A 26,978-nucleotide genomic window follows, 5' to 3' on the forward strand; every position below is an offset into this window, starting at 1 on the left:
AGGGACGCAGACAGCAGGGTCGCCTTTTCTTTTGCTTACTTTTCTTTTGGCGACGCAAAAGAAAAGTGAGTTGCCGCCGGGCAACCCCCGGCTTGCTGGAAGCACCTCAATCGCAAGTACTGGCAATGGCGTTGATACGCGCTGCCGCAAGACCCGCATGAGCCACCAAAAACCACCATGCAACTAGACCAAGCCCAACCCTTCCCCTACAACTTCGAGCTGAAGTCCACCGCCCTCGTCATCATCGACATGCAGCGCGACTTCATCGAGCCCGGTGGTTTTGGCGAGACGCTGGGCAACGATGTCTCTCTGCTGCAGGCTATCGTGCCGGCTTGTCAGGCGGTGCTCGAAGCCTGGCGCGGCGCCGGCGGCCTCGTGGTGCACACCCGGGAAGCGCACCGGGCCGACCTGGCCGATTGCCCGCCTGCCAAGCGCAACCGGGGCAATCCTTCGCTGCGCATCGGCGACATGGGCGCGATGGGCCGCATCCTGATCGCCGGCGAGCCCGGCAACCAGATCATTGCCGCGCTGGCACCGCTGCCGGGCGAGATCGTCATCGACAAGCCGGGCAAGGGCGCGTTCTACGCCACACCGCTGCACGAGCTGCTGCAGCAGGAAGGCATCACGCACCTGCTGTTCATGGGGGTCACCACCGAGGTGTGTGTGCAGACCTCCATGCGCGAAGCCAACGACCGGGGCTACGACAGCCTGCTGCTGGAAGACTGCACCGAGAGTTACTTCCCGGCGTTCAAGGCGGCGGCGGTGGAGATGATGCGGGCGCAGGGTGCCATCGTCGGCTGGACCGCTGCCAGCGACCAGCTGCTGCCTTTGCTGCAAGACTGCTAGAGTTCCGCCATGCACACCGCTGCCCGTCCTTTGCCTGCCCTTGCCGAGGCCCCCGCCCACCGCTCGCGCGCCGACGAGGTGTACGAACAGCTCAAGCGCGATGTGTCCGAATTCAAGCTGGTGCCGGGCGACCGCTTCACCGAAACCGAAATCAGCGAACGTCTGGGCGTGTCGCGCACGCCGGTGCGCCAGGCGCTGTTTCGGCTGCAGCATGAAGGTTTTGTCGAGGTGCTGTTTCGCAGCGGCTGGCGCGTGTTGCCCTTTGACTTCAACCAGTTCGAAGAACTGTATGACCTGCGCATGGTGCTGGAAACCACTGCCGCGCATCGCCTGTGTGAAGATGCCCTGAAGGTCAACCCGGCGCTGCTGGACGATCTGGTCGCGATTTGGCTGGTCAGCCCCGAGCAGCGCAGCAGCGACACCGTGCAGGTTGCGCAATGGGACGAGGCCTTTCACTGCGCGCTGGTGGCGGCGGCCGGCAATGCAGAGATGGCCCGTGTGCACCGCGACGTGACCGAACGCATACGCGTGATCCGCCGGCTCGACTTCACCAAGCAGCCGCGCATCGACGCCACCTACGAGGAACACGCCAAGATCCTCAAGGCGATCCAGCGCAGGCGCGGCGACCAGGCAGCCCTGCTGCTGCGCGCCCACATCCAGGCCAGCCAGGCCGAGGTGCGCAAGATCACGCTGCATCAGGTGCACCTGGCACGCCAGCTGGGCCAGGCGGCGCGGTAGGCATATTCGCCCGAAAACCATGAGAGAAAATCGACTCAAGCCCTGATGGGGCGTGCGTTATCAGCTCATGTATTCATAGCATCCAGAGACGGCGGCATGCCGTCTTCTGACAACGGCTCCAGGGCGCGGCACGACGTCACGGCGCCACCGCCGCCAAGCCGAGCAGCCGGAGTACGCCCGACACCCGCTGCTCATCGGACATGGCGGGGTGGTCCGCCGCTTAACCGTGAGGTGTTCAGATCAGCACCATGGTGAAGTCGGCCTTGCCGACATTGCATTCCGGACAGGCCCAGCCTGCGGGCACCGCGGCCCAGGGCGTTCCCGGGGCGATGCCGTCTTCGGGCCGGCCGGCCGCTTCGTCATAGATAAAACCGCAGACGACGCACATGTAGACGTTCATGAATTCCTCACTGAAGATGATGGGAGCCGGACGCCGGTTTGTCAGTCGTCATCGTGTGCCCGGCTGCCTGCCGGGTTGGTGGAAATCAGGCCGTTCGGTGATTGCTGCCACTCCCACGCACCGAAGGCCAGCACGGCGAGCAGCAGCAAGGCGGCCAGCCAGACGCGGTTTTTCTGCACCAGATCCGGCCCCTTGCCGTCGATCCGGCCGGTCAGCATGGGCAGGGCCTGGTTTTTGCGCCGCAGCAGGCTCAGGCCTGCGATCAGCGCCAGGTGGGCCAGAACGACGAACAGAAACGCTTCTCCGAAAAACTCGTGAACCTCTTCCAGCCAGTCGCCGCCGAGAAAGTCACCCCAGTCGTTGTAGGTGGCATAACCGCTGAGCGTCAGCGGCACCACCATCAGCAGCAGGGCCACCACGGCCAGCGCCATCAGCAGGTTCTGGCCCTGGCGCCAATTGACGTCGGCCAGCGACCGGCTTTGCGTGAGCGAGCGCAGCCAGGCCGGCGCGCCGGCCAGCTTGCGCCACATCAGGCCCAGGCCCGCCTGGCGCGGACCCAGCAGGCCATAAAGCACACGAAACACCAGCAGGCCGGCCATGGTGTAGCCGAGCGTGACATGCAGCAGCCGCCAGCTTTCGCCGTCAGCGGTCACGTAGGCGCCCAGAAAGCTCAGCGCAAACAGCCAGTGGAACATGCGCGTGGGCGCGTCGGTCACCCGGCGGCTTGGCGCGGTAGCGGCGTGCGGGGCCGGTGCGGGGGTGTTGATGGAGGGGTTGGCATGCATGGTGGTTCTCCTAGTCGTTCCAGGCCCGGCGGTAACGGGCGTCGAGCCCGGCCGGGAAGCGGATGTTGTCGTCGTTGTAGTCGCCCTTGTCGGCCGCGGTGTGGCAGGCCGCGCAGTTGGCTGCGCTTTTGACACTGGCGTGTTTCCAGACGGCGGCGTCGACCTTGCGGTGTTTGTGTTCAAACCAGGCCGAGCGGGTAATGCGGTCTTGCGGCGGCTCTTCCGCCACGCGTTTGTAGGTGCCCGCGTTGACCTTCAGCCAGCTGCTCAGCTGTTGCACCGTGGCCGCGTCCAGCGAGGCGTCCGTGCCGTAGTGCTTGTCCAGGCCGGTCATGATGCGTTCCCAGGAGCGGGCAGGAAGCATGCCCGGTGGATAGGCGGTATGGCAGGCGGCGCACTCCTGGGTGTAGGCCGCAGGCACGTTGCCCGGCAGCAAGCGGCTGCTGTCGGCCCGGACCAGGGCGGGCAGCGCAGTGATGCCCAGGGTGGCGGCGATCAACAGGGAGCGGACGGCGGGGTGGGTGTTCATGAAGAAACTCCGGTGGGTGAACGGCATGGCTCAGCTCAGGGCTTGAGGCTGTTGAGATAGGCCAGCACGTCGGCCTTTTCGCCAGCGTTGCATTCGCGGCTCAGCACATCCTTGCAGTTGCGGCGGAACCACTTGTCCACCTTGGCGGTGTCGGTGAAGGCTTTGGGGTTGAACGCCGGGGCCAGCGGTGTTATCGACTTGCCGGTACTGGCATGTTTGCCCTGCGCCGTAGGTGGCGTGCCGTGGCATGAGGCGCAGGACCATTCGCCGCCGTGTTTGGTGGTAAAAAATACCCGGCCTTTGTCGGCATTGCCCGGGGTCCCGGCCTGGACGCTCCAGTGGCGGAGCTGCTCTGCGGGCGAGGTGTCGGCCGCCTGGCTGGTGGCGGGCAGCAGTGCACCGGCCAGCGCGGCAAATAGGGCGGCTGCGGGAAAGAAGCTGCGGATCAAGGTCATGCTGGGCTTTCTGCGTTTCGGGTGGGATGGACTCTTGCAGGAGATGGGAGGTAGTTTTGGCGAAGGCGCTTGAACCCTTCCTGAAGGCGTCGTTCATCTGCGGTTCACAATGTGTGCAGGACAATCACGCCATGACCTCCGTCCAGCCTTCCCTCTTTACCGGCAAACGCCGCCGTTCGCGGCCGGGCGGGTTGTGGGTGCTGGCGCTGCTGATTGGCAGCCTGGGGCTGCAGCCGGCCTGGTCGGGCAGCAAGGATGACCACAACCGTGCGCGCCAGGCGGTTCAGGCCGGCCAGGTGTTGCCGCTGCGCAGCGTGCTGGAGCGGCTGGAGCGCGAGCACCCGGGCCAGGTCATGGAAGTCGAACTGGAGCAGGAGGAAGGCCGCTGGATCTACGAAGTCAAGTTGCTGCAGCCGCAGGGCGAGCTGGTCAAGCTCAAGCTGGATGCCCGGACCGCCGTCCTGTTGCCCGGCAAGGGCAACAGCAAAAGCGACGAGCGCCGCAACGGCCGTGACGCACGTCCCTGACACCCCGCTGCCAGCCCATGCGCATCCTCCTGGTTGAAGACGAACCCACGCTGCGTGCCCAGCTGCGTGCCGGCCTGGTGGAAGCCGGCTATGCGGTGGACGAGGCCGACAATGGCCGCGATGCCCACTTCCTGGGAGACACCGAAGCCTTCGATGCCGTGGTGCTCGACCTGGGCCTGCCGGTGCTCGATGGCCTGACCGTGCTCAAGCGCTGGCGCGACGGCGGACGGGCCATGCCGGTGCTGATCCTGACGGCGCGCGACAACTGGAACGAAAAGGTGGCCGGCATCGACGCCGGGGCCGATGACTACCTCACCAAACCTTTTCACATGGAAGAGCTGCTGGCACGTGTACGCGCGCTGATCCGCCGCGCCAGCGGCCTGGCCTCTGCGGTGCTGCAGTGCGGCGCGCTGGCGCTGGACACACGCAGCGGCCGCGTCACGCTGGCCGGCCAGCCCGTGAGCCTGACCAGCCATGAGTACAAGGTGCTCGATTACCTGATGCACCGTCCGGGCGCCGTGGTGTCGCGCACCGAACTCACCGAACACATTTACGCCCAGGATTTCGAGCGCGACTCCAACACCATCGAGGTCTTCGTGGGCCGCCTGCGCCGCAAGCTGCCGCCCGAACTGATCGAAACGGTGCGCGGGCTGGGTTACCGGCTGGTGCCGCCGCCATGAACCTCTGGCGCCGGGCCACGTCCCTGCGTTTGCGGCTGTTGGCCGCGACGCTGGTGGCACTGGCGCTGGCGCTGCTGCTCGCGGGCGTGCTGCTCAGCGGCCTGTTTCGCGACCACGTGATGCGGCAGTTCGAGGCTGCCCTGACGCAACAGCTCGACCAGGTCACCGCCCGGCTCGAATTTGATGCCGCCGGCCAGCCGCTGATCGACCCCCAGACCCTGTCCGACCCGCGCTGGCAAAAACCCTATTCGGGACTGTACTGGCAGCTGGACCGCACCACCGCCGATGGTCTGTCCCGCGTGGGCGTGTTGCGCTCGCGCTCGCTGTGGGACACCAGCCTGCCGCTCCTCGCCGACGAACTGGCCGACGGCGCGGTGCATGTGCACCAGGGCAAGGGCCCGCTGGACGCCCCGCTGCTGATCCTCGAGCGCAAGGTAAGCATCGCCGAACAACCCGATGCCCGCTGGCGCATCGTGGCCGCGGCCGACATGCAGGAAGTCACTGGGGCCGTGGACAGCTTCAACGGGGTGATGGCAGCATCGCTGCTGGTGCTGCTGGTGCTGCTCGTGCTGGCGGCGCTGGCGCAGGTGGCAGTGGGACTGTCCCCCCTGCGCGCCATGCAGCGCGCGCTGGCCGATGTGCATGAAGGGCGGACGCAGCGCCTGCAGGGGCGTTTCCCCACCGAAGTGCAGCCCCTGATCGACGATTTCAACGATGTGCTCGACCGCAACACCGAGGTGGTGACGCGCGCGCGCACCCAGGCGGGCAACCTGGCCCATGCACTCAAGACGCCGCTGTCGGTGCTGGACCAGGCCGCGGCGGGGACCTTGGCGATGCACGACAGCGAGCTGGCCCGGCTGGTGAAGGAGCAGGTGGGGCTGTCACGCCGCCACATCGACTGGCACCTGGCCCGCGCGCGCGTGGCCGCCACCCAGCGCCTGCCCGGCCAGCGCACCGCGGTCGGGCCGGTGCTGGCCGGACTGGTGCGGGTCATGGAGCGGGTCCACGCCGAAAAAGGCATCGCCATCACCGTGCAAGCGGATGGCGCGCCGCTGTTCTTTGCCGGTGAGGAGCAGGATTTGCAGGAAATGCTGGGCAATCTGCTGGACAACGCCTGCAAATGGGCACGTTCAAGCGTGACGATTGCCGTCCGACCTCTGGCCGGCGCCCAGCCTCTTCAGTTGCAGGTCCATATCGAGGACGATGGGCCCGGAATTGACGCCGCACATCTTGCTTCAGTGGGTGCCCGAGGCGTGCGTCTGGACGAGTCGGTTCCCGGTACGGGGCTGGGCCTGGCCATTGTGCAGGACCTGGTTGGCTTGTACGGAGGGGATCTCACCCTGCAGCCAGCCGCGGGGGGTGGGCTGCGTGCCACCTTGCGCCTGCCGGCCACAGGTCCGCAACAACCCGCCTGACGTTCCTGTGCCAGACCGGGTTGCCGCAAGCATTCTCCCGTTTCAGCTCTCCGGTGTTTCGCGTCTGCAGAGTTTATGGACGCGCGCCAGCAGGTCTGCCGGGTGGAAGGGCTTGAGCAGGTAGTCGTTCGCGCCGGCACGAAGTGCTTTTGCAACGTCCTGCTCCTGGGCTTTGGCGGTCAACATGATGATGGGGGTTGATTCCCATGCAATCCTGTCGCGCATCACCCGAATCAGGCCGAAGCCGTCGAGGTAGGGCAGCGCAATATCGAGGACCACGATATCCGTGGAGGCGTTTTCCTCCACGTATTTTCTGGCCTGTCGGCCATCCTGGCACAGGTGGACTTTGAAACCCTCCCGCTCCAGCATGAAGACCAGCAGGTACGCGATGGACTCGTCGTCCTCGACCACCAGGACGGCAGGCAGGGCCGCTGCCGGCTCCTCCTGAACGGGGGGCGCCTCAGCCTCCAGGGGCGGTGGTGTGGGGTCGGTGGTCATGGGGTACTTTCCGCGGAAGGGAAAATACCAATCCAGTGAGGACCCGCTCAATAGTTGCCCTGTTCTCCCGGATGGCCATCTCTGGCCTAGTTCTGTGGATCCGTATGACGGAACCGTTCTAAAGCTGCAGCCGGTAGTCGACCGTGATCGGCGCGTGGTCGGAAAACCGCTGGGTTCTGTAAATCGTTTCGCTTTGGGCCAGGGCCGCCACGGCCGGCGTGGCCAGGTGATAGTCGAGCCGCCAGCCCACGTTTTTTGCATAGGCCTGGCCGCGGTTGCTCCACCAGGTGTAGGCCTCATCGGTGGCCGTAGGCTGCAGCTTGCGGTACACATCGACCATGCCCCCGCCGCGCACTGCTTTCAGCGCCGGCTGGCCGGTGCCCCCGGTCATCTCTTCAAGTGCTTCTTCGGCCACTTCGGCATCGCGCAGCAATTCGGTCATCCAGGCGCGCTCTTCGGGCAGAAAGCCGCTGTTCTTCTTGTTGCCCTTGAAGTTTTTCAGGTCGATCTCCTGGTGCGCAATGTTGATGTCGCCGCACAGCACGAAGTCGCGCGTTTCCTTCAGGCTTGCAAGGTAAGGGTAGAACTCCGCGAGAAAGCGGAACTTGGCCGCCTGCCGCTCCTCGCCAGAAGATCCACTTGGAAAGTAGCAGCTGATGATGGACAGTTTGGGTGCCTGCTTGCGGCCGGGGCGGTCGAAGCGCAGCTCCACATAACGGCCTTCGGCGTCGAACTCATGCGAGCCGTAGCCTGTGATCACATCGCTGGGCTCATGACGGGTGTAGATGGCGACGCCGGAATAACCCTTTTTCTCGGCGAAGTGAAAGTGGCCCTTGAGCCCGGCGATTTCCTCGAAGCGGCCGGCCACGTCAGCCGCCTGGGCCTTGAGTTCCTGCACGCAAATACAATCCGGTTGGGTCTGGCCCACCCATTCCTGCAGTCCCTTGCTGGCTGCGGAACGGATGCCATTGAGATTCAGGCTGGTTAATTTAAACATGGGACTTCCAATGAGCATGACAACGGGAATGCCGGGGCAAAAACAGGACAACAGCAGCCAGACCGCTGAAAGTCATGACTTGGCGCAGGAATTCGTGCAGTTTGCCATCGAGGCTGGCGTGCTGCGTTTTGGCGAGTTCAAGACCAAGGCTGGCCGCCTGAGCCCCTACTTTTTCAATGCGGGGCTGTTTGACGACGGTGCCAAACTGGGCCGGCTCGCGCAATTTTATGCGCGCGGCCTGCTGCTCGAAGAGAAAACGCGCGGCTTGCAGTTCGACATGATTTTTGGCCCGGCCTACAAGGGCATCCCGCTTGCGGCAGCGGTGGCGGTGGAACTCGCCCGGCTGGGCCGCAACGTGCCCTTTGCCTACAACCGCAAGGAAGCCAAGGACCACGGCGAAGGCGGCACACTCGTCGGCGCGCCGGTCAGGGGGCGGGTGCTGATCATCGACGACGTGATTTCCGCCGGCACCGCCACGCGCGAGTCGATCGCCATTATCCGGGCCGCCGGGGCGACCCCCCACGCGGTAGCCATCGCGCTGGACCGGCAGGAAAAGGCCATGGAAAATGGCCAGGACGTCGACTACAGCGCGGTGCAATATGTTACCAATCAGCTAGGGCTGCACGTTTTCGCGATTGCCCGTTTGACCGACTTGCTGCAGTATCTGTCTGAGGCGAGTCGCGCCCTGCCAGACGCTGCGCAACTGGCCTCCGGCGATTCGCTTCAGACCCATTACCAGCATGTGCTGGCCTACCGACAGCGCTACGGCGTGGATTAAGGACTTTCCCGGTGATGCAAATGCATGTTCAGACGATGACCGCGCTGGCCTGGGTCGCGCTGGGGGCCTGCCTGTGCAGCATTGCCCAGGCTCAGGGCATTTACAGCTGTGTCGATGGCAAGGGCCGCAAGATCACCGCCGACCGTCCGATTGCCGAATGTATTGACCGCCCGCAGCGGGAAATCAATCCTTCGGGCACCGTCAAACGTGTCGTCGGGCCTTCCCTGACCGCGCAGGAGAGGGCCGCGCAGGAACAGAAAGACAAGGCGGCCGCCGAAGTGCGGGCCCGCGAGGCGGAGGAAAAGCGCCGCGACCGGGCCCTGTTGCTGCGTTACCCGAGCCGGGCCGTGCACGACAAGGAGCGCGCCGAGGCGCTGGACCAGATCGATGTGGTCATCAAGGCCGCCAGCAAGCGAACCACCGAACTGGCCGGCCAGCGCAAGGCCATCGATGCCGACTTCGAGTTTTACAAATCCGATCCGGCCAAGGCGCCGGCCTCGCTCAAGCGCCGGCTCGAGGAAAACGACAGCAGCGTGGCGGTGCAGAAACGTTTTATCGCCGACCAGGATGCGGAGAAAAAACGCGTCAACATGCGTTTCGACGAAGAACTGGTCAAGCTCAACCAGCTGTGGGCGATGGGCGGTGCGGTGCCTGCCGCAGCGGCAGCGCCCACCGGCAGGAAGTAAAAATTCAGGTGAAAAAAGGCCTTTAGCCCCCGTCGGTATTGCGTAATTTGCTACTTTTTTGGTAGCAACTTGCCGTTGATCCCGCCGCGTTTCAGCCCAGCTTTTTCTTCAGCAGTTCATTGACCTGGGCGGGGTTGGCCTTGCCCCTGGTGGCTTTCATGGCCTGGCCGACCAGGGCGTTGAAGGCCTTGGCGTTGCCGGCGCGGACTTCCTCGACGTTCTTCGTATTGGCGGCCAGCACGTCATCAATGATTTTTTCGAGCTCACCGGTGTCGCTCATCTGCTTGAGGCCTTTGGCCTCGATGATGGCGTCAACGTCACTGCCTTCGCCGGTCCAGAGGGCGTCGAACACCTGCCTCGCGGCGTTGTTGGAAATCGTGCCATCGGCAATGCGCGAGATCAGTTGGCCCAGTTGTTGTGCGCTGACACTCGAAAGCTCGATCCCCTTGTCTTCGGTATTCAGGCGGCGTGACAGCTCGCCCATGACCCAGTTGCTGGCCAGCTTGGGTTGTTGGCTGGCAGCCGCCACGCCCTCGAAATAGGCGGCAACAGCCTTGCTTTGCGTCAACTGGCCGGCGTCGTACTCGGGCAGGCTGTAGTCGCTTACAAACCGCTGCGCCATCACGCGCGGCAGTTCACTCATTTCGGCGCGGGTCTTCTCCACCCACTCGCGCGAAATCACCAGCGGCGGCAGATCGGGGTCGGGAAAGTAGCGGTAGTCCGCCGCGTCTTCCTTGGTGCGCATGGAACGCGTTTCACCGGTGTCCGGGTCAAACAGCACGGTGGCCTGCTGGATCGCATGGCCGTCCTCGAGTTGTTCGATCTGCCAGCGCACTTCATAGTCAATCGCCTGCTGCATGAACTTGAAGCTGTTCAGGTTCTTGATCTCGCGGCGTGTGCCGAGCTCGGCGCCGGGCTTGCGCACCGAGACGTTGGCGTCGCAGCGGAAGCTGCCTTCCTGCATGTTGCCGTCGCAGATGCCGATCCAGGTCACGATTTTGTGCAGCTCTTTGGCGTAAGCCACGGCTTCCGCAGACGAACGCATGTCGGGCTCGGTCACGATCTCCAGCAGCGGCGTGCCGGCGCGGTTCAGGTCAATGCCGCTCATGCCGATGAAGTCTTCATGCAGCGACTTGCCTGCGTCTTCCTCCAGGTGGGCGCGCACCAGACGCACGGTTTTTTTCTCGTCGCCGAGGAAAAATTCCACCGTGCCGCCTTGCACCACCGGGATCTCGAACTGGCTGATCTGGTAACCCTTGGGCAGGTCGGGGTAGAAATAGTTCTTGCGCGCGAACACGCTGCTTTCGGCAATATGCGCGTTGACGGCCAGGCCGAATTCGATGGCGCGTTGCACCGCGCCCTTGTTCATCACCGGCAGCGCGCCGGGCAGTGCAAAGTCCACCGCCGAGGCCTGCGTGTTCGGTTCGGCGCCAAACGCTGTCGAGGCCCGGCTGAAAATTTTCGATTGGGTGGTCAGCTGGGTGTGGGTCTCGAAGCCGATGATGACTTCATAACCCTGCACCAGGGGCCCGGTGGGCCGGCCGGCCTGCATCTGGGCGAAGGAGTTCACGGGGGGTGGGGTCTGGCTCATGGTCGCAATCACTCAAATGCCTGTGGGCTGGCGCAGGTGCCAGTCGGTCGCGAGCTGGAACTGGTGCGCCGTGCCCAGCAGCTGCGCTTCCTTGAAATAGTTGCCGATCAGCTGCAGGCCGACAGGCATGCCGCCTTCGCCGAAACCGGCCGGCACACTCATGCCGGGCAGGCCCGCCAGGCTGGACGACAGGGTGTAGATGTCGGCCAGGTAGTTGGCGACCGGATCGTCGGATTTTTCGCCGATCTTCCAGGCCACCGTGGGCGACACCGGCCCGGCAATGATGTCGCACTGCGCAAAGGCCTTCTGGAAATCCTCGGCGATCAGGCGGCGGATTTTCTGCGCCTTCAGGTAGTAGGCGTCGTAATAACCGTGCGACAGCACATAGGTGCCGATCATGATGCGGCGTGTGACCTCGTCGCCAAAACCTTCGGAACGCGACTTCTTGTACATGTCGGTCAGGTCGGTGTAGTGCGCGGCACGGTGGCCATAACGCACACCGTCAAAACGGCTCAGGTTGCTGCTGGCCTCGGCCGGGGCGATCACGTAATACACCGGGATCGACAGCTCGGTCAGCGGCAGGCTCACGTCCACCAGCGTTGCGCCCAGCTTCTCGAACTCGGCCAGCGCGCTGCGCACGGCCTTGAGCACGTCGGCCGAGCAGCCGGCGCCGAAAAACTGGGCCGGCAGGCCGATCCTCAAGCCTTTCAGGGGTGTAGCGTCCGTCGTTGCTGCGCTGACGGCTATCAAATCGGTAGCATAGTCGAGCGCCGGCAGGTCCAGCGAGGTGGAGTCGCGGTCCGGGTCGGGCCCGGCCATGCTGGACAGCAGCAGGGCGCAGTCGAGCGCGCTGCGTGCCATCGGTCCGGCCTGGTCCAGGCTGGAGGCAAAGGCCACCATGCCGTAACGCGAACAGCGGCCATAGGTCGGCTTGATGCCGGTGATACCGGTCAGCGCGGCCGGCTGGCGGATGGAGCCGCCGGTGTCGGTGCCGGTGGCCGCCGGCACCAGCCGCGCCGCCACGGCCGCGGCCGAGCCGCCCGAGGAACCGCCCGGCACGCGGCTGGTGTCCCAGGGGTTCTGCACGGGTTTCCAGGCGCTGTTGTCGTTGCCCGACCCCATGGCGAACTCATCGCAGTTGAGCTTGCCCAGGCTCACCATGCCGGCGCCGCTGCTCACGCCGAGCCGGGCCACCACGGTGGCGTCGAACGGGCTGCGGTAGTTGGCGAGCATCTTCGAGCCGGCCGTGGTCGGGAAGTCGCGCGTGACAAAAATATCCTTGTGCGCCAGCGGCACACCCAGCAGGGGCGTGCGTTCGCCGGCGGCCAGGCGCGCGTCGGCCGCCCGGGCCTGGGTCAGCGACACCTCGCCGTCGGTGGCCAGGAAAGCGCCCAGGCCGGCATGGTTGTCGATACGGGCCAGGAAGTGTTGCGTCAGCTCGACGCTGGACACCTCGCGCGCTGCGAGCTTGGCCGCGAGTTGGGCCACGCTCAAATCATGCAAATCGGTATGGCTCATTCGATCACCTTTGGCACCAAAAACAGGCCCCGCTCGACAGCGGGGGCGCTTTTCTGGCTTTCCTCGCGCTGGTTGGTTTCGGTCACGACGTCATCGCGCAGCCTGAGGGCCACCTGGCCCAGGACCGCGGCAGGATGGGCCAGCGGTTCAACACCTTCCGTGTTGACGGCGTCCATCTGTTCGACGAGGGCAAAAAAACCGTTGAGCTGCCTGAGCGTGTGCTCGGTCTCGTCGGGGCGCAACTCCAGCCTCGCCAGGTTGGCGACGCGTGATATGTCTTGGGATGTCAATGCCATGGGAAAAACAGGGGCTGAAACCAGGTGTAAAGATGAAATAATGGGCAGGGTGCCGCCCGGTGATTTACAGGGGATGCGTTATTATCCCGCCTTTGATGTGAAATCAGGGTCGGATGCACGCTTTAGGCGCGGTTTACGCTCTGGAATCAAGGTGTTGCCTCATTTTCCTGTCCATCGACTTTTTTTGACCCCTCACAACAATCACAAAAGGCGATAGAGCAACGAAGTTTGTTCCATGCCCAAAACCGGACTCCCTCACCATGTTTGAAACTTTCCGTCGGTATTTTTCCACCGACCTGGCGATTGACCTCGGTACCGCCAACACCCTGATTTTTGTACGCGACCGCGGCATTGTGCTGGATGAACCTTCCGTCGTTGCCATTCGCCACGAAGGTGGCCCCCAAGGCAAAAAAACCATCCAGGCCGTTGGCCATGAAGCCAAGGCCATGCTCGGCAAGGTTCCCGGCAACATCGAAGCCATCCGGCCCATGAAAGACGGCGTGATCGCCGACTTCACCGTCACCGAGCAGATGCTCAAGCAGTTCATCAAAATGGTGCATCCGCGCAGCTTCTTCAAGCCCAGCCCGCGCATCATCATCTGCGTGCCCTGCGGCTCGACCCAGGTCGAGCGCCGCGCGATCCGCGAAAGCGCCCTGGGCGCCGGCGCCAGCGACGTCTACCTGATTGAAGAACCGATGGCCGCAGCCATCGGGGCCGGCCTGCCGGTCTCCGAAGCCAGCGGCTCCATGGTCGTCGACATCGGCGGCGGCACGACCGAGGTCGGCGTCATCTCGCTGGGCGGCATGGTCTACAAGGGCAGCGTGCGTGTGGGCGGCGACCGTTTCGACGAAGCCATCATCAGCTATATCCGCCGCAACTACGGCATGCTGATCGGCGAGCCGACGGCCGAGGCCATCAAGAAAAACATCGGTTCGGCCTTCCCCGGCTCCGAGGTCAAGGAAATGGAAGTCAAGGGACGCAACCTGTCCGAAGGCGTGCCGCGCAGCTTCACGATCTCCAGCAACGAGATCCTCGAAGCCCTGACTGACCCGCTCAACAACATCGTCAGCGCCGTGAAAACCGCGCTCGAACACACGCCGCCCGAGCTCGGCGCCGACATTGCCGACCGCGGCATGATGCTGACCGGCGGCGGCGCGCTGCTGCGTGATCTGGACCGCCTGCTGGCGGAAGAAACCGGGCTGCCGGTGCTGGTGGCTGAAGACCCGCTGACCTGCGTGGTGCGCGGCTGCGGCATCGCGCTGGAGCGCATGGACCGCCTCGGCTCCATCTTCACCTCGGAATAAACCTGGCGCATCCTCCTCGATGCAGCCGGACAGGCGCATGATTGACCGCAGACCATGCCCTTAGGAACCCTCGACAGAAGCCCGCCGCCCTTTTTCAAGCAGGGACCGTCGGCCCTGTCCAAGCTGATGTTTTTCAGCGCATTGGCCCTGTTCCTGATGGTGGCCGACCTGCGTTTCAAGATCACCCAGCCCATCCGGGCGGCCGTGGCGACGGTGCTTTACCCCGTGCAGTGGCTGGCCCTGCAGCCGGTCCGCGCGGCCCGGTATGGCGGCGGTTATTTCACCGCGCTGAGCCAGGCCCGAGCCGGCGAAGAAGCGGCCCACCAGAAACTGGCGACGCTGTCGCTGCGCGCCAGCCAGGTTGAGCAGCTGGCACTCGAAAATTCGCGTCTGCGAAAGCTGCTTGATCTGCGCGAACAGGCGGCCCTCACAGGGCAGGCCGCACAGGTGCTTTACGACGCCCCCGACCCCTACACCCGCAAGGTCATCATCGACAAAGGCCTGCTTCAGGGTGTGGCGCTTGGTTCGCCGGTGGTGGACGAGTCCGGTGTGCTGGGCCAGGTCACCCGTGTCCATCCCCTGATCAGCGAGGTCACGCTGGTCATTGACCGCGACCTTGCCATCCCCGTGCTCAACACCCGGACCGGTGCGCGCAGTGTGGCCTTCGGCGAGCCGACCACCCATGGCGGCGGGCTGGAGCTGCGTTTCATGGGCAGCAATTCGGATGTGCAGCAGGGCGACCTGCTGACGACCAGCGGTGTTGACGGCGTTTATCCGCCGGGGCTGCCGGTGGCCAAAATCGACCGGATAGAGCGGCGTGCCGAATCGGCGTTTGCCCGGATTTACTGCACACCGCAGGCCCAGGTCAATGCCGCTTTCCATGTCATGGTGGTCAAGCCCTTGTCCGGCGAAAAGCTGCCAGCTGTTGCCGCAGAGCCCGCGCCCGTACCCGTCAAAAAAGGAGCCGGCAAATGATCATGCCCTCTGGCCAGCAGCTGCTGCTGCCCGCCAACCCGGTGTTCATCTGGACCAGCCTGATCGTGGCCCTGTTGCTGGACATGCTTCCGCTCGGGCGGGTGCCCTGGATGCCGGATTTCCTGGCACTGGTGCTGGTGTTCTGGAACATTCACCAGCCGCAGCGGGTGGGGATTGGCCTGGCCTTCATGTTCGGCCTGGGCATGGATGTGCACCAGTCGGCCCTGCTCGGCCAGCACGCGCTGGCCTACACCGCCCTGAGCTTTTTCGCCACCATGATCCACCGCCGCCTCCTGTGGTTTACCGTGCCCTCCCAGGCACTGCAGATCCTGCCGCTGTTTGCGGTGGCGCATGGTGTGGAAATCACCATCCGCATGATGAGCGGCGGTGTTTTTCCCGGCTGGACGCTGCTGCTGGCGCCGCTGGCCGAGTCCCTGCTGTGGCCGGTGATCAGCGTGATGCTGCTGGCGCCGCAGCGTCGGGCGCCCAATCCCGACCAGAACCGGCCGCTGTAGGCATGCCCCCACGGTTGCTCACTGCGTGTAGCGCCCTGCCCCCCGGGGGGGCCGCTGCGCCTGCGGACTGGCAAAGCCAGATCCGCGGCCCCTGCTGGTCTGAAGAGTCCCCGCAGTCGCTGCGCCAGCGGGCTGGCCAAGCCGACTCCGGAGCGGAGCTTGGTCTGGAGATGGGACGCATTTTGCAAGTGGGGGCACTTTTTCCGCCGGCCCTGAGTCCTACTTGCCATGACTGAACTCAGAAACGTCGAGGCTGATCTTTCACGTTTCCGTGCGCGGGTGCTGGTGGCCGGGCTGGTCATCCTGTTCGCCTTCGTGCTGCTGGCCGCCCGCCTGGTCTTTTTGCAGGTGGTGCGGCACGACGACCTCAACGAACAGGCCGAGAGCAACCGTACCGCGGTCGTTCCCATCGTGCCCAACCGGGGCCTGATCCTCGACCGCAACGGCATTGTGCTGGCCACCAACTATTCGGCGTATACGCTGGAGATCACGCCGTCCAGGGTGGCCGACCTGGAGGAAACCATCGAGGCGCTGGGGCGGCTGGTGGATATTCATCCGCGCGACAAGCGCCGTTTCAAGAAGCTGCGCGAGGAGTCCCGCAATTTCGAGTCACTGCCGATCCGCACGCGGTTGACGGACGAAGAAGTGGCCCGTTTTGCAGCCCAGCGTTTCCGCTTCCCCGGTGTCGACATCAAGGCGCGGCTGTTTCGCAGCTACCCGAATGGTGAGCTGGCCAGCCACGTGGTCGGCTACATCGGGCGCATCAACCGGTCGGAAAAGGAACGGATCGAGGAAAACGACGAGGAAGGCAACTACCGCGGTACCGACTACATCGGCAAACTCGGCGTTGAACAGAGCTTTGAAGCCCAGCTGCACGGCAACACGGGCGTCGAGCAGGTGGAGACGTCGGCCGGTGGCCGCGCGGTGCGCAAGCTCGCCAGTACGGCGGCGGTGCCGGGCGATACGGTGATGCTGTCCATCGACATCAAGCTGCAGAAGCTGGTGGAAGACCTGTTTGGCGACAGGCGCGGCGCGCTGGTGGCGCTGGACCCGTCCACCGGGGAAGTGCTGGCCTTCGTCAGCAAGCCGACATTCGATCCCAACCTGTTTGTCGATGGCATTGACAGCGAAAGCTGGCAGGCCCTCAACGAGTCAATCGACAAGCCGCTGCTGAACCGGGCACTGCGCGGGACCTACCCGCCCGGCTCCACCTACAAGCCCTTCATGGCGCTGGCGGCGCTGGAGTCCGGCAAGCGCCAGCCCGGCAGCATCACCAACGACACCGGGTCTTGGATGTTTGGCGGCCACCAGTTCCGCAGCCATGGGGCCGGGCTCGGCCCGGTCGACATGCACCAGAGCATCGTCAAGTCGAGCAATGTCTACTACTACTCGCTGGCCAATGACCTCGGTGTGGATGCCATGCATGACTTCATGAAGCCGCTCGGCTTCGGGCAGATCACGGGGATCGACATCCACGGTGAAGTGCGCGGCGTGCTGCCCAGCCAGGAATGGAAGCGCAAGACCTACAAGCGGGCCGATCAGCAGAAATGGTACCCAGGCGAAACCATTTCGCTGGGCATCGGCCAGGGTTACAACGCGTTCACCATGCTGCAGCTTGCGCAGGCCACCGCCACGGTGGCGAACAACGGCGTCCGGCACAAACCGCAGCTGGTGATTGCCACGCAGGACCCGATGACGCGGGCCATCGAACCCATTGCTCCGGAGCCGCCGCAAAACCTGGGCTACAAGCCGGAAAACGTGGCGGTGATCCGCAAGGCGCTGGTCGGTGTCACGCAGGAGGGCACGTCGACCCGGGTGTTTGCGGGGGCCGGCTATCTCAGCGGCGGCAAGACCGGTACGGCCCAAGCGGTGGGTGTCGGCCAGAAGGACAAGTACGACGCCCGCAAACTTGAAGAGCACCAGCGGGACCATGCCCTGTACATGGCTTTTGCGCCGGCAGACCATCCGAAAATTGCGCTGGCCGTGGTGGTGGAAAACGCCGGCTTCGGTGCAGCCCATGCGGCGCCCATTGCCCGACGCGTGTTTGACTACGTGCTGCTCGGCCAGTACCCCAGCGAGGTGGACATGGCGGCCGTGCAAAAGGGGCTGGCGGCTGCGCCCATCGGCAAGCCGCGCCTGGCGGCCGAAATGGCGGGCTTGCTGGGGAGCGGCACGACCACAGCCACCAATCCGGCCAAGGCCGCGGCGATTGCCGAAGCCCTCAGCAAGCTGCCGCCGCCTGTGCCTGTGCCTGTGCCTTTGCCCGACGCCGATTAGCGCCGTTCTTGCGCTATTTCAGGAAAGCGTCGAATCCGGTTTTGAGAATCAGTGCGCTGACCACCACGATAAACACCACACGTACAAAACCTGCGCCATGCTTGAGCGCCAGGCGTGTGCCCAGCAGGCTGCCCACCACGTTGGCCAGTGCCATGGTCAACGCGAAATGCCACCAGACGTGGCCCTTGTACGCAAACAGCAGCAGGGCGGCCAGGTTGGTGGCCGTGTTGAGCAGCTTGGCGGACGCCGAGGCGCTCAGGAAGTCGTAACCCAGCCAGCGCACGAACAGGAAGACAAAAAAGCTGCCGGTGCCCGGGCCGAAAAACCCGTCGTAAAACCCCAGCAGGATACCGATGGTGCAGGCCGCCCAGGTTTCGGCGCGACCGGAAAACCGAGGTGCGTGGGTGCGCCCCAGGTCCTTGCGGACCAGGGTGTAGAGCAGCACGGCCAGCAGCACAAACGGCAGGATCTTGCGCAGAAACCCCGGGGAAATCACGGTGACCAGCCAGGCGCCGGCGAACGAGCCGGCAAAACCGGCCAGCGCGGCCGGCAGCAGGGCGGCCCAGCGCATGTCCACGCGCCGGGCGTATTGCACGGTGGCCACAGCGGTGCCCCAGACCGATGCGCCCTTGTTCACGCCAAACAGCGTCGCCGGATGGGTGGTGGGAAACACGGCGAACAGGGCGGGCACCAGAATCAGCCCGCCGCCACCCACGATGGAATCCACAAAACCCGCCAGCAGCGAGGCCAATGACACGATCAGTAATTCCATGGGTGAATTGTCTCATTGGCCCCGTCGGCGGCAGGCTGCCGGTCCCGACCTCGCACCTCGGATGATCCGGATCGGGCGGGCAAAAAAAAGCGCCGGGTTCACCGGCGCTTTGTAAAAAACATCTCTCTGGATGCCAATTCTGTTGTCTGTTGTGCTTGTGCGAGTTTGTCTCCTCGGCCCTCTGCGAGCGGCTTGGCTCGTATGCAGATCACTGAATGTAGTGTGCGCACCCGCATAGTGCATCGGGACTTTCCCTTCCCCGTGTGGGGGGGGCTGTTCCCTGCTGGCTGGGCGCCAGGGTGCGGTGAAACAGGGCGTCGGCAGCTTGGCACGACTTATGCCTGTTACGAGATGTTCGATCCATTCAGCACACATCGGAAATCACCATGCACCACACGCGGTTCGTTTCATTGGGTTGGGGGCTCGGGCTGCTGTTGGCCGCCACGCTGGCCGGAGCACAGACGCCGGCTCCTGCAGAGGCCGCGTCTGCCGTGCCAGCAGCCAGCGCGCCTGTCGAACCGGTGGCGCAGGTGGTGGTTGCGCCGCCTGCCACAACAGCGGCTCCAGCCCCAGCTCCTGTCCCTGCGGTCCCGGTCCCCGCCCCTCTGACCCGCCCGGGTCTGGTGGCCGCCGATACCCTCAATGGCGCCGACACCGCCTGGATGATGACATCGACGGCGCTGGTTCTCCTCATGACCTTGCCGGGCATCGCCCTGTTCTACGGCGGCATGGTGCGCAAGAAAAACGTGCTCAACACCATGGCCTGCGTGGTGGCCATTTGCGCAATCGTCAGCCTGCTGTGGTTTGCCGTCGGTTACTCCCTGGCCTTCACGCCGGGCAGCGGCGCGCTGGGCCACTACATTGGCGGTGGCGAGCGGCTCTGGTTTGCCGGTCTGGACTATGTCAAGGACGCGCAGAAAGTCGCGGTCAGCCATATTGCACCGAATATCCCCGAGTCGGTGTACGCGATGTTCCAGCTGACCTTTGCCATCATTACCGCGGCGCTGGTGGTGGGGGCGTTTGTCGAGCGCATGCGGTTTTCCGCGATGCTGTGTTTCATCAGCCTGTGGACCCTGGTCGTATATGCACCGATTGCGCACTGGGTCTGGGAACCCAATGGCTGGCTGGCCCAACTTGGGGCGCTCGATTTTGCCGGTGGCTCCGTCGTCCATATCAATGCCGGCGTAGCGGGGCTGGTCTGTGCCTACGTGCTCGGACCGCGCCGCGGCTACGGCCGTGAGGCCTTCACGCCCTTCAACCTCGGGCTCACCATGGCCGGTGCCGGCATGCTCTGGGTTGGCTGGTTCGGATTCAATGCCGGTTCCGCCGTGGCCTCCGACGGCCGGGCCGGCCTGGCGATGGCGGTAACGCACATTGCCGCCGCTGCCGGCGCCCTGTCATGGATGGCGGCCGAGTGGATGGTCCGCAAGCGGCCCACCTTGCTTGGACTGTGTTCGGGGCTGGTGGCCGGGCTGGTGGCCATCACCCCGGCGGCTGGCTTTGTCTCGCCTCGCGCGGCCCTGGCCATCGGGCTGATTGCCGGCGTCGCCTGCTACTGGGGCGCGACCGGCCTCAAACGCCTGCTCAATGCCGACGATTCCCTCGACGTGTTCGGCGTGCATGGCGTGGGCGGCATCGTCGGCTCGCTGCTGACCGGCGTGTTTGCCAGCAAAACCATCTCGGGCGTGGAAGGCAGCGTGTTGACCCAGGCCATCGGTGCAGGCGCCGTGCTGTGTTACAGCCTGCTCATGACGGCCGTGGTGCTCTGGATCACGTCGCTGGTTTTCAGCCTGCGGGTCAGTGACAGCTCGGAGTCCGATGGCCTGGACATTGCCCAGCATGCCGAGCGGATGGGCACCTGATGGAGGATCCCGACATGCCTTCCAGCGAAAAAATTGCGATTGCTGCCCACTTGCATGTATTGCTGCGCAGAAAGACCGGGCGGGTGACCGACACCGAGTGGATGGCGACCAATGCGGAATACGCGGCCGAAATCGTCCGTTTCTCGCGCGAGAAGGCCGTCGAAGATGGCCATATCGATCTCGGCGTCTGGGCCGACCGGCTCGAGGAAATCATGGCGTCTCCGGAGGCCAGGCACCGCGTGCCGCTGGTCAGGATGATGGCCGATGCGGTCAAGGAGCGCAGTGCCGCGCCACCAGCGGGCGCCGCGCCGGTGCCGGATCAGCAGGGGGCCCGCTCGGTCAACACCGAGGAAGAGGTCTACCCCGAGTCGGGCTTCATCGAGTCGACGTTCGGCAACTTTTTTGGTGACAGCGAAAAACACCGCGAGCGCAAGCCGCGCGATCCGGATGCCCCCCGTTATGTGAAGGGACTGCGCTGAGCGGCTCTCGCCTGCGGCACCTGTTTCACATGCCTAGCGTCGAAGGGGAACGGCTGGAGCTGCGCGTCCAGCGTTTGGCGCCAGCCAGTGTGAAATAAAAACAGGTGCCCTGCCCGGGTGCCGATGTGGCCCAGATCCGTCCGCCATGGCGCGTGACAATCCGGCGTGCGGTCGCCAGGCCAATGCCGGCACCGGCAAATTCGCCTGGGGCGTGCAGTCGCTGGAAGGCGGTAAACAGCTTGTCGGCATACGTCATGTCGAACCCGACGCCGTTGTCCCTCACGAAAAAAATCATCTCGCCATCGGTACCTGGCTCGCCGCCCACCGTGATCTCGGCGTCCGCCCGCGTAGACGTGAACTTCCAGGCATTGCCCAGCAGGATGTTCAGCAAATGCAGCGCCAGCCCGGCGTCGGCCTGCACGGCCGGCAAGGCCTGGACCCGGGTGGCCACAAGGCGTTCCGGGTGCTGTTCCTGGAGTGATTTCAGAACCGCGCCGGCTATGGCGCCCAGGTCCACCTGCTCGCGGCGGGACTGCGTGCGCGACAGCTGCGCCAGCGCCAGCAGGCTGTCGGTTCGTTCGTTCATCTGGCTGACCCCGGCACGGATGCGCTGGAGGTAGTGCCTGCCGCGCTCGCTGATGCCGGCCGCCATTTCCTTTTCCAGCAGCCGGGTCATGCCGTTGATGGCAATGTAGGGCTGGCGCAGGTCATGGGCCAGCGCCTGCGAGAAAGCCTGCAGCTCCAGGGTGGCTGCCGTCAGTTCGGCCGTGCGTTTTTCCACGCGGGTTTCCAGCTCCGCATTGAGCTGCAGGATCTGCTGCTCGGCAAGCTTGCGTTCGGTGATGTCGCGCAGGATCACGCTGACCTGCACGTCGCCGTCGCTGTTCACATGCTGCGACGACGAGGCCTCGGCCGGAAAACGCGTCCCATCCCCGCGCACACAGACGAGTTCGCCGCGGAACCTGGCGGAGCGGCTGATCTCCATTACCAGTCCGGCCATGCGTGGATCCGTGCTGTCCACCAGACCGGCAATGCCTGCCGCCCTGATTTGCTGTTCGCTCATCCCGAACATGGTGCAGGCGGCCTGGTTGGCCGCGACCACCGTGCCATCGGGCAGGCTGTGCAGGAAGCCGTCCAGGCTGGTTTCGACCACCAGCCGGAACCGCTCCTCGCTGATGCGCAGGGTGTCCTCGGCTGCGAGCAGGCTGCGGTGGCGGCGTGCCCGGCTCTGCGCCGCAGAGACCAGCGTTTCCGGGGAGACGGGCTTGGTGATGAAGTCATCACCACCCTGCCGGAGCGCTTGGGCCTGCTGGTCCAGGCTGGTCTCGGCAGACAGGAAGATGATGGGCACCCGGACGAACTCGGGCTGCTGCCGGATCAGGGTCGCCAGCTCGATCCCGTTGCATTGCGGCATGTGGATGTCGCAGGTGATCAGGTCGGGCTGGAAATCGGCCAGCGGCGCCATGACCTGACGGGGCTCGGTGACGACGCACGTTTGCATGCCTGCGGACTGCAACACGCCGGCATAAAAGCTCGCCAGTGTTTCGTCGTCCTCGATGATCAGTACCCGGTAGGGCTGCGTCGGCTCCGCAGAGGTGAGCAGGCCCAGCAGGGCGGTGATGGCCCGCACATCCACGGGGTGCGGGAAATAACCGGCTGCCCCGGCCCGCACGGCGGCCAGGCGGGTCTGGAAGTCCGCGCCGGCGCCCATGAGAAGGAGGGGCGTCCGGCCTTCTGTGGCCGGGCCGGGCGCGGCCAGTACGGGCCACGCCACCAGGGGGTCTGCGGAAAACGTGATGTCGGCAAGAATGGCCGCCGGCGCTTCCTGCCGTGCCGCCAGGTCTGCGGCAGCAGGCTGGGTGAACACGCGGATCTGGTAGCCGCCATGGCTCAGCTGATCGGCAAGCTGGCCAGCCGCTACCCCGTCGGGATCGATGATGTGAAGCAGCCGTGCTCGCCCGGTGGGCTGGGGCACGACGGCATGACTGCTGGCCGTGAGAACCGCAGCGGGAGTCTCAACGGCAGGCTGGTCCGCGGCCGCCGCAGCTTTCAGCGCCTGCAGGCCGGCTTCCAGCGAGAGACGATACTCAACGCTGGGAAAACCCGGGACACCGGCGTTTTTCGAGAGAAGTTTCTCGATCGCCGCCGCCGCTTCGCTGACGGCGGGAAAACCAAAGGTGCCGCCAGAGCCCGCCAGCTTGTGGGCCTGCGCCAGCACGGACAGCGCCGCCTCCTGGCTTGCGGGTTCGTCGGTGCCGCCGTCCAGTTGTCGCAGCGCTGCTTCCAGCGCACTGATCTTTTCCGGCAACCCGGCCGCATACAGCGCGCGCTGGGTCTGCATGTAAAGGGCTAGGCTGGTGGTCGGCATCAGGGCTTTGGGGTTGTGAGGGGAGCTGGTCCATTATCGGGCTCGCGGCGGCGTGGGCGTCGTTTTGTCTGTCACCCGACGTATCATGGCCTCGGGGCGCAGGGCGTCCCGAAGCCTTCCGTACAGGCAGCCACCCCTCAAGCCAACTCCCATGAGACATCCGGACAGCAACAGCACGAAACAGGCCCGCCCGGCCGGTGCGGGCCTTCGGTGGGGACCATTGGTGATCCTGCTTTTCTGGCTGACGGTCATGGGGGCCCTGTACGCCGTGATGCGCCAGGTATTGAAGCCGCCACCGCTGACCGTTTCAGTGACCGGAGAACTGGTGATTCCGCGCGCCCGGGACGGCCACTTCTACGCGCTAGGACAGGTTCATGGCCGGCCTGTCACTTTTCTGGTGGATACCGGCGCATCGCTGGTGGTGGTCAGCCAGGAGTTTGCGCGGACCGCCGGCATGGCGCCGGGCGAGGCGACCACCTTCCGCACCGCCAGCGGCGAGCTGCAGGGCCGGATTGTCAAAGGTGTCACAGTGTCGGTCGGGCCGGCCAGCGTCTCGGGCACACGGGTCGGCGTGGGGCTGGTGGGGCCCGATCCCTCGATGGCCCTGCTGGGACAAAGCTTCCTGTCCCGGTTCGAAATCGTGCTGTCCGGGGACAACATGGTGCTGCGCGGCAAATAATGAACCTAAGGTTTTCATTTTGCGGTGAACCCGCTACACCGATAAGTCTCAGATTCTCCCCCTGGGCCGCCACGCTGAAAACCGGACGGTAAATAAGTTACCGCTACCCCGGTAATTGATGACTGACGCCGGCGCAGCGCAATCCTAGGATGACATCTGTTCAGCTCTTCCGGCTGATGGCAGGAGATTCTCATGATGCGAGCCCTCATCACCCTTTTGATCAGCGTGTTTGCCACTGCATGCCTGCCCGCCGCGGCTGCTGATATCTCGGCCTACCAGCGTGGCGTGTTGATCCAGGGAACCATCGAGAAAGGTGACTACGCCAGGATCATCGGGTTCGTCCGGCACCCCGACAACTACGGGCGCTTCGCGCGCATGGTCTACCTGGATTCATCGGGCGGTGATGTGGTGGAGGCCATCAAGATCGCCCACCTGCTTGACAAGAGTTACGCCGCCACCCATGTGGCCCGTGGCGCGCGCTGCTACAGCGCCTGTTTCATTTTATGGATGAGTGGCGTGACCCGCCATGTGTCCAGCGGCGCAACGCTGGGCGTGCATCGCATCCATGTCCAGCTCAAGGAGGGCAGCATCGACCAGCAGTCGGCGTATGTCAGCCAGATTGCGCGCACGGTGGAAAACTACATGTCAGGGCTGGGCACGCCGCGCCTCATTCTCGACAAGATGAACGCCACTGCGCCGACAGACCTGTTTGTCATCAGCCCGCGCTGGCTGGCCGAGCAACAGTTGCTGACCGCGGTGTCTTACCGGCTCGGCTTCATCGATGCAGCGCAGGCCCGCTGCGGGCCCGAACCTGTGGCGCTGGCCATGAAGGGCAAGGCGCCGCCGGCCGATGGCGAGGCGGAAGGCTGGGTCTCGCAGATCAAGAGCTGGATCACCTGCGCTGACGAGTTGCGTGCCAGCAACCAGAGAGGTGATGGCGTGACCATCGCCGCGCTGATCGGGGAATAACTAAGCACCCACGCTTGTCACTGCGTGTACTGCGCTGCCCCCCGAGGGGGCCCCTGCTTGTTTGAACCCCGGCGAACAGGCGTCGACAGCTCGGAACGAGCGGTATAAGCGGTCGTAGGTGGGGCTTCGCTCCAGACCAGCCAGGGCCGCGGAACCGGCTTAGCCGGGCCGCAGGCGCAGCGGCCCCCTCGGGGGGCAGGAAGCTACGCGAAGCGAGCGACCGTGGGGGCCTTACTTGGGGGCTTTAATTTCCGTCCCGTATCCACTGCGCGGCTTTTTCCGCAATCATCAGGGTTGGTGAATTGGTGTTGCCGCTGGTGATCAGCGGCATCACGCCGGCATCGACCACACGCAGCCCGGTCACCCCGCGCACCCGCAGGTGCGAGTCCACCACCGCCATGGGGTCATCGGCCCTGCCCATTTTGGTGGTGCCCACCGGGTGGAAGATGGTGGTCGCAATGTCGCCGGCCAGCCGCGCCAGGTCGTCATCGCTCTGGAACTGCACGCCGGGGCGGAACTCTTCGGGCTGGTAGCCGGCCAGGGCGCTCTGGCTCACAATGCGGCGCGTGACACGCAGGGAGTCGGCCGCCACCTTCCGGTCCTCGGTGGTGCTGAGGTAGTTGGGCGCAATCGCCGGCGCGTCTTCGAAGTTGCCGCTCCTGATCTGAACCGTGCCGCGGCTGGTGGGGTTGAGGTTGCAGACGCTGGCAGTGAAGGCGTTGAAGTTGTGCAGCGGCTCGCCAAACGCGTCGAGCGACAGCGGCTGCACGTGGTACTCGATGTTGGGCCAGGGCTGGTCCGGCGAGCTGCGCGTGAAGGCGCCGAGCTGCGACGGCGCCATGCTCATCGGGCCGGTCTGTTTGAGCGCGTATTCGAGGCCGATTCTGGCCTTGCCCCAGAGCGAGCTGCCCAGAGTGTTGAGCGTGAAGTTTTTTGCCTTGCTGCCGGCGATGTTGTTGACCTTGTAGACCGAGCGGATCTGCAAGTGGTCCTGCAGGTTGGCGCCGACGCCGGGCAGGTCCACCACCACCGGGATGCCGTGCTGTTGCAGCAGCGCCGCCGGGCCGATGCCCGAGAGCTGCAGGATTTGCGGCGAGCCTATGCTGCCGGCGCTCAGGATGACTTCGCCGAGCTTGCCCTGCGCTCTTGCTGAGTCGCGCGTGGCAAAGGCCTGCACGCGTTCGTGGCCGGTCCAGACCTCGACGCCGGTGCAGCGCTGGCTGCCGTCGTCCTGGCGCTCGACAATGAGTTTGCAGACCTGCGCGCCGGTCCACATTTCGAAGTTGGGGCGGGCAAAACAGGTCGGACGCAAAAACGCCTTGGCGGTGTTCCAGCGCCAGCCGCTTTTCTGGTTGACCTCGAAATAACCGACGCCTTCGTTGTTGCCGCCGTTGAAGTCGTCGGTGGCCGGAATGCCCGCCTGCTGCGCCGCCGCGGCAAACGCGTCGAGGATGTCCCAGCGCAGGCGCTGCTTTTCAACGCGCCACTCGCCGCCCATCTTGCGTGCCAGGCCTTCGCTGGTGGCGTGCTGGCTTTTGTGGCCATGCAGTCGCCGGAAGTTTTCATTGACCACGACCTCTGCCTTGCCTTTGGGCACATCGAGTTTGTAGTGGTCCTCGTGTTTGCGAAAGCCCGGCAGCACCTTGTCCCAGGCCCAGTCGTCGTCGCCGGTGAGTTCGGCCCAGCGGTCGTAGTCGCGCGCCTGGCCGCGCATGTAGATCATGCCGTTGATGCTGGAGCAGCCGCCCAGCGTCTTGCCGCGCGGGTAACGCAGCGTGCGGCCGTTCAGGCCGGCGTCGGGTTCGGTGTTGTAGAGCCAGTCGGTGCGCGGGTTGCCGATGCAGTACAGGTAACCGACCGGGATGTGGATCCAGTGATAGTCGTCCTTGCGGCCGGCCTCGATCAGCAACACACGTTTGGACGCGTCGGCGCTCAGGCGATTGGCCAGCAGGCAACCCGCAGTACCGCCCCCGACGATGATGTAGTCAAAGATGTTTTCGTTCATGCGTCTTGTCTCGTCGTTCTTGTAGCCATACCGT

At 64.7% G+C, this 26,978-nt stretch carries 28 protein-coding genes; 16 read left to right on the forward strand and 12 right to left on the reverse strand.

All coding sequences use genetic code 11. From position 1 onward, the window contains the following. The 3 genes from B7X65_RS19125 to B7X65_RS19135 form a co-directional block, all read left to right on the forward strand. Nucleotides 1-187: hypothetical protein (locus tag B7X65_RS19125; protein ID WP_293595884.1), on the forward strand; the 187-nt coding region annotated here is incomplete at its 5' end. Then, nucleotides 178-846, forward strand: a complete 669-nt coding sequence (locus tag B7X65_RS19130; RefSeq protein ID WP_293595885.1) for a cysteine hydrolase — start codon at nt 178-180, stop codon at nt 844-846. The genes B7X65_RS19125 and B7X65_RS19130, both read left to right, overlap by 10 nt. Before the next feature lie 9 nt (nt 847-855). Next, nucleotides 856-1,584, forward strand: coding sequence for a GntR family transcriptional regulator (locus tag B7X65_RS19135; RefSeq protein WP_293595886.1), 729 nt, complete (start codon nt 856-858; stop codon nt 1,582-1,584). A gap of 235 nt (nt 1,585-1,819) precedes the next feature. On the opposite strand, the gene B7X65_RS19140 is transcribed toward B7X65_RS19135, so the two are convergent. From B7X65_RS19140 to B7X65_RS19155, 4 genes are read right to left on the reverse strand one after another with little or no spacing between them, the layout of a single operon-like run. Beyond that, entirely contained in the window at nt 1,820-1,984 is a 165-nt protein-coding gene (locus tag B7X65_RS19140) for a rubredoxin (protein WP_293595887.1), read from the reverse strand. A gap of 41 nt (nt 1,985-2,025) precedes the next feature. Next, nucleotides 2,026-2,769, reverse strand: a complete 744-nt coding sequence (locus B7X65_RS19145; protein ID WP_293595888.1) for a cytochrome b/b6 domain-containing protein — start codon at nt 2,767-2,769, stop codon at nt 2,026-2,028. A gap of 10 nt (nt 2,770-2,779) precedes the next feature. Continuing rightward, nucleotides 2,780-3,298: a diheme cytochrome c gene (locus B7X65_RS19150; RefSeq protein WP_293595889.1), complete on the reverse strand. Its 519-nt coding sequence runs from the start codon at nt 3,296-3,298 to the stop codon at nt 2,780-2,782. A gap of 35 nt (nt 3,299-3,333) precedes the next feature. After that, nucleotides 3,334-3,753 carry a DUF1924 domain-containing protein gene (locus tag B7X65_RS19155; protein WP_293595890.1) on the reverse strand — a complete coding sequence of 140 codons (420 nt, stop codon included), beginning with the start codon at nt 3,751-3,753 and terminating at the stop codon, nt 3,334-3,336. A gap of 131 nt (nt 3,754-3,884) precedes the next feature. Here B7X65_RS19155 and B7X65_RS19160 point away from each other — a divergent pair, with 131 nt between their 5' ends. Genes B7X65_RS19160 through B7X65_RS19170 form a run of 3 tightly spaced genes read left to right on the forward strand, consistent with a single transcriptional unit; the run spans nt 3,885 to nt 6,375 of the window. Continuing rightward, complete coding sequence (locus B7X65_RS19160) at nt 3,885-4,280, forward strand: PepSY domain-containing protein (RefSeq protein ID WP_293595891.1); 396 nt, start codon at nt 3,885-3,887, stop codon at nt 4,278-4,280. A 17-nt stretch (nt 4,281-4,297) separates the two neighbouring features. Next, nucleotides 4,298-4,960 (forward strand): response regulator transcription factor, encoded by a 663-nt coding sequence (locus tag B7X65_RS19165; protein WP_293595892.1) that lies wholly within the window; start codon nt 4,298-4,300, stop codon nt 4,958-4,960. Then, complete coding sequence (locus B7X65_RS19170) at nt 4,957-6,375, forward strand: sensor histidine kinase (RefSeq protein ID WP_293595893.1); 1,419 nt, start codon at nt 4,957-4,959, stop codon at nt 6,373-6,375. The genes B7X65_RS19165 and B7X65_RS19170 overlap by 4 nt, the downstream gene beginning before the upstream one ends. A gap of 42 nt (nt 6,376-6,417) precedes the next feature. On the opposite strand, the gene B7X65_RS19175 is transcribed toward B7X65_RS19170, so the two are convergent. After that, nucleotides 6,418-6,873 (reverse strand): response regulator transcription factor, encoded by a 456-nt coding sequence (locus B7X65_RS19175; RefSeq protein WP_293595894.1) that lies wholly within the window; start codon nt 6,871-6,873, stop codon nt 6,418-6,420. A 118-nt stretch (nt 6,874-6,991) separates the two neighbouring features. Next, on the reverse strand, nt 6,992-7,870 hold the full coding sequence (locus tag B7X65_RS19180) for an exodeoxyribonuclease III (RefSeq protein ID WP_293595895.1): 879 nt from the start codon (nt 7,868-7,870) through the stop codon (nt 6,992-6,994). A gap of 28 nt (nt 7,871-7,898) precedes the next feature. Between B7X65_RS19180 and pyrE the strand changes: the two genes are divergently transcribed. Both pyrE and B7X65_RS19190 read left to right on the forward strand, forming a co-directional pair. After that, nucleotides 7,899-8,648 (forward strand): orotate phosphoribosyltransferase, encoded by a 750-nt coding sequence (pyrE, locus tag B7X65_RS19185; protein ID WP_293595929.1) that lies wholly within the window; start codon nt 7,899-7,901, stop codon nt 8,646-8,648. Between the two features lie 14 nt (nt 8,649-8,662). After that, a complete protein-coding gene (locus B7X65_RS19190; RefSeq protein WP_324504108.1) occupies nt 8,663-9,334 on the forward strand; it encodes a DUF4124 domain-containing protein in 672 nt (223 codons plus the stop codon). A gap of 91 nt (nt 9,335-9,425) precedes the next feature. Here the strand turns inward: B7X65_RS19190 and gatB are convergent, their stop codons facing one another. From gatB to gatC, 3 genes are read right to left on the reverse strand one after another with little or no spacing between them, the layout of a single operon-like run. Then, nucleotides 9,426-10,925 (reverse strand): Asp-tRNA(Asn)/Glu-tRNA(Gln) amidotransferase subunit GatB, encoded by a 1,500-nt coding sequence (gene gatB / locus B7X65_RS19195; RefSeq protein WP_293595896.1) that lies wholly within the window; start codon nt 10,923-10,925, stop codon nt 9,426-9,428. Between the two features lie 12 nt (nt 10,926-10,937). After that, nucleotides 10,938-12,443 carry an Asp-tRNA(Asn)/Glu-tRNA(Gln) amidotransferase subunit GatA gene (gene gatA, locus B7X65_RS19200; RefSeq protein ID WP_293595897.1) on the reverse strand — a complete coding sequence of 502 codons (1,506 nt, stop codon included), beginning with the start codon at nt 12,441-12,443 and terminating at the stop codon, nt 10,938-10,940. Next, on the reverse strand, nt 12,440-12,739 hold the full coding sequence (gene gatC, locus B7X65_RS19205) for an Asp-tRNA(Asn)/Glu-tRNA(Gln) amidotransferase subunit GatC (protein ID WP_293595898.1): 300 nt from the start codon (nt 12,737-12,739) through the stop codon (nt 12,440-12,442). The genes gatA and gatC overlap by 4 nt, the downstream gene beginning before the upstream one ends. Before the next feature lie 260 nt (nt 12,740-12,999). On the opposite strand from gatC, the gene B7X65_RS19210 reads away from it, so the two are divergent. The 4 genes from B7X65_RS19210 (at nt 13,000) to mrdA (ending at nt 17,810) form a co-directional block, all read left to right on the forward strand. Then, on the forward strand, nt 13,000-14,043 hold the full coding sequence (locus B7X65_RS19210; RefSeq protein WP_077592290.1) for a rod shape-determining protein: 1,044 nt from the start codon (nt 13,000-13,002) through the stop codon (nt 14,041-14,043). A gap of 54 nt (nt 14,044-14,097) precedes the next feature. Next, on the forward strand, nt 14,098-15,018 hold the full coding sequence (mreC, locus tag B7X65_RS19215; RefSeq protein ID WP_293595899.1) for a rod shape-determining protein MreC: 921 nt from the start codon (nt 14,098-14,100) through the stop codon (nt 15,016-15,018). Continuing rightward, nucleotides 15,015-15,533, forward strand: a complete 519-nt coding sequence (mreD, locus tag B7X65_RS19220) for a rod shape-determining protein MreD (protein WP_293595900.1) — start codon at nt 15,015-15,017, stop codon at nt 15,531-15,533. Before mreC ends, mreD begins: the two co-directional genes overlap by 4 nt. 228 nt (nt 15,534-15,761) lie before the next feature. Continuing rightward, nucleotides 15,762-17,810: a penicillin-binding protein 2 gene (mrdA, locus tag B7X65_RS19225; RefSeq protein ID WP_293595901.1), complete on the forward strand. Its 2,049-nt coding sequence runs from the start codon at nt 15,762-15,764 to the stop codon at nt 17,808-17,810. A gap of 13 nt (nt 17,811-17,823) precedes the next feature. Here mrdA and B7X65_RS19230 read toward each other — a convergent pair whose 3' ends face one another. Then, nucleotides 17,824-18,582, reverse strand: coding sequence for a TSUP family transporter (locus B7X65_RS19230; RefSeq protein ID WP_293595902.1), 759 nt, complete (start codon nt 18,580-18,582; stop codon nt 17,824-17,826). 662 nt (nt 18,583-19,244) lie between these two features. Between B7X65_RS19230 and B7X65_RS19235 the strand changes: the two genes are divergently transcribed. Together B7X65_RS19235 and B7X65_RS19240 are read left to right on the forward strand one after the other, a co-directional pair. Further along, nucleotides 19,245-20,444 (forward strand): ammonium transporter, encoded by a 1,200-nt coding sequence (locus B7X65_RS19235; RefSeq protein ID WP_293595931.1) that lies wholly within the window; start codon nt 19,245-19,247, stop codon nt 20,442-20,444. 14 nt (nt 20,445-20,458) lie between these two features. Further along, nucleotides 20,459-20,923, forward strand: a complete 465-nt coding sequence (locus tag B7X65_RS19240; protein WP_293595935.1) for a hypothetical protein — start codon at nt 20,459-20,461, stop codon at nt 20,921-20,923. A gap of 25 nt (nt 20,924-20,948) precedes the next feature. On the opposite strand, the gene B7X65_RS19245 is transcribed toward B7X65_RS19240, so the two are convergent. Beyond that, complete coding sequence (locus B7X65_RS19245) at nt 20,949-23,291, reverse strand: response regulator (RefSeq protein ID WP_293595903.1); 2,343 nt, start codon at nt 23,289-23,291, stop codon at nt 20,949-20,951. A gap of 151 nt (nt 23,292-23,442) precedes the next feature. Here B7X65_RS19245 and B7X65_RS19250 point away from each other — a divergent pair, with 151 nt between their 5' ends. Together B7X65_RS19250 and B7X65_RS19255 are read left to right on the forward strand one after the other, a co-directional pair. Then, nucleotides 23,443-23,970, forward strand: a complete 528-nt coding sequence (locus tag B7X65_RS19250; RefSeq protein ID WP_293595904.1) for a TIGR02281 family clan AA aspartic protease — start codon at nt 23,443-23,445, stop codon at nt 23,968-23,970. Nucleotides 23,971-24,162: 192 nt separating this feature from the next. After that, nucleotides 24,163-24,939: a hypothetical protein gene (locus B7X65_RS19255; RefSeq protein ID WP_293595905.1), complete on the forward strand. Its 777-nt coding sequence runs from the start codon at nt 24,163-24,165 to the stop codon at nt 24,937-24,939. A 244-nt stretch (nt 24,940-25,183) separates the two neighbouring features. Here the strand turns inward: B7X65_RS19255 and B7X65_RS19260 are convergent, their stop codons facing one another. Beyond that, nucleotides 25,184-26,944, reverse strand: a complete 1,761-nt coding sequence (locus B7X65_RS19260; protein WP_293595906.1) for a GMC family oxidoreductase N-terminal domain-containing protein — start codon at nt 26,942-26,944, stop codon at nt 25,184-25,186. Between the last annotated feature and the right edge of the window lie 34 nt (nt 26,945-26,978).

Source organism: Polaromonas sp. 39-63-25 (genome assembly GCF_002278925.1).
GTDB lineage: Bacteria > Pseudomonadota > Gammaproteobacteria > Burkholderiales > Burkholderiaceae_C > Polaromonas.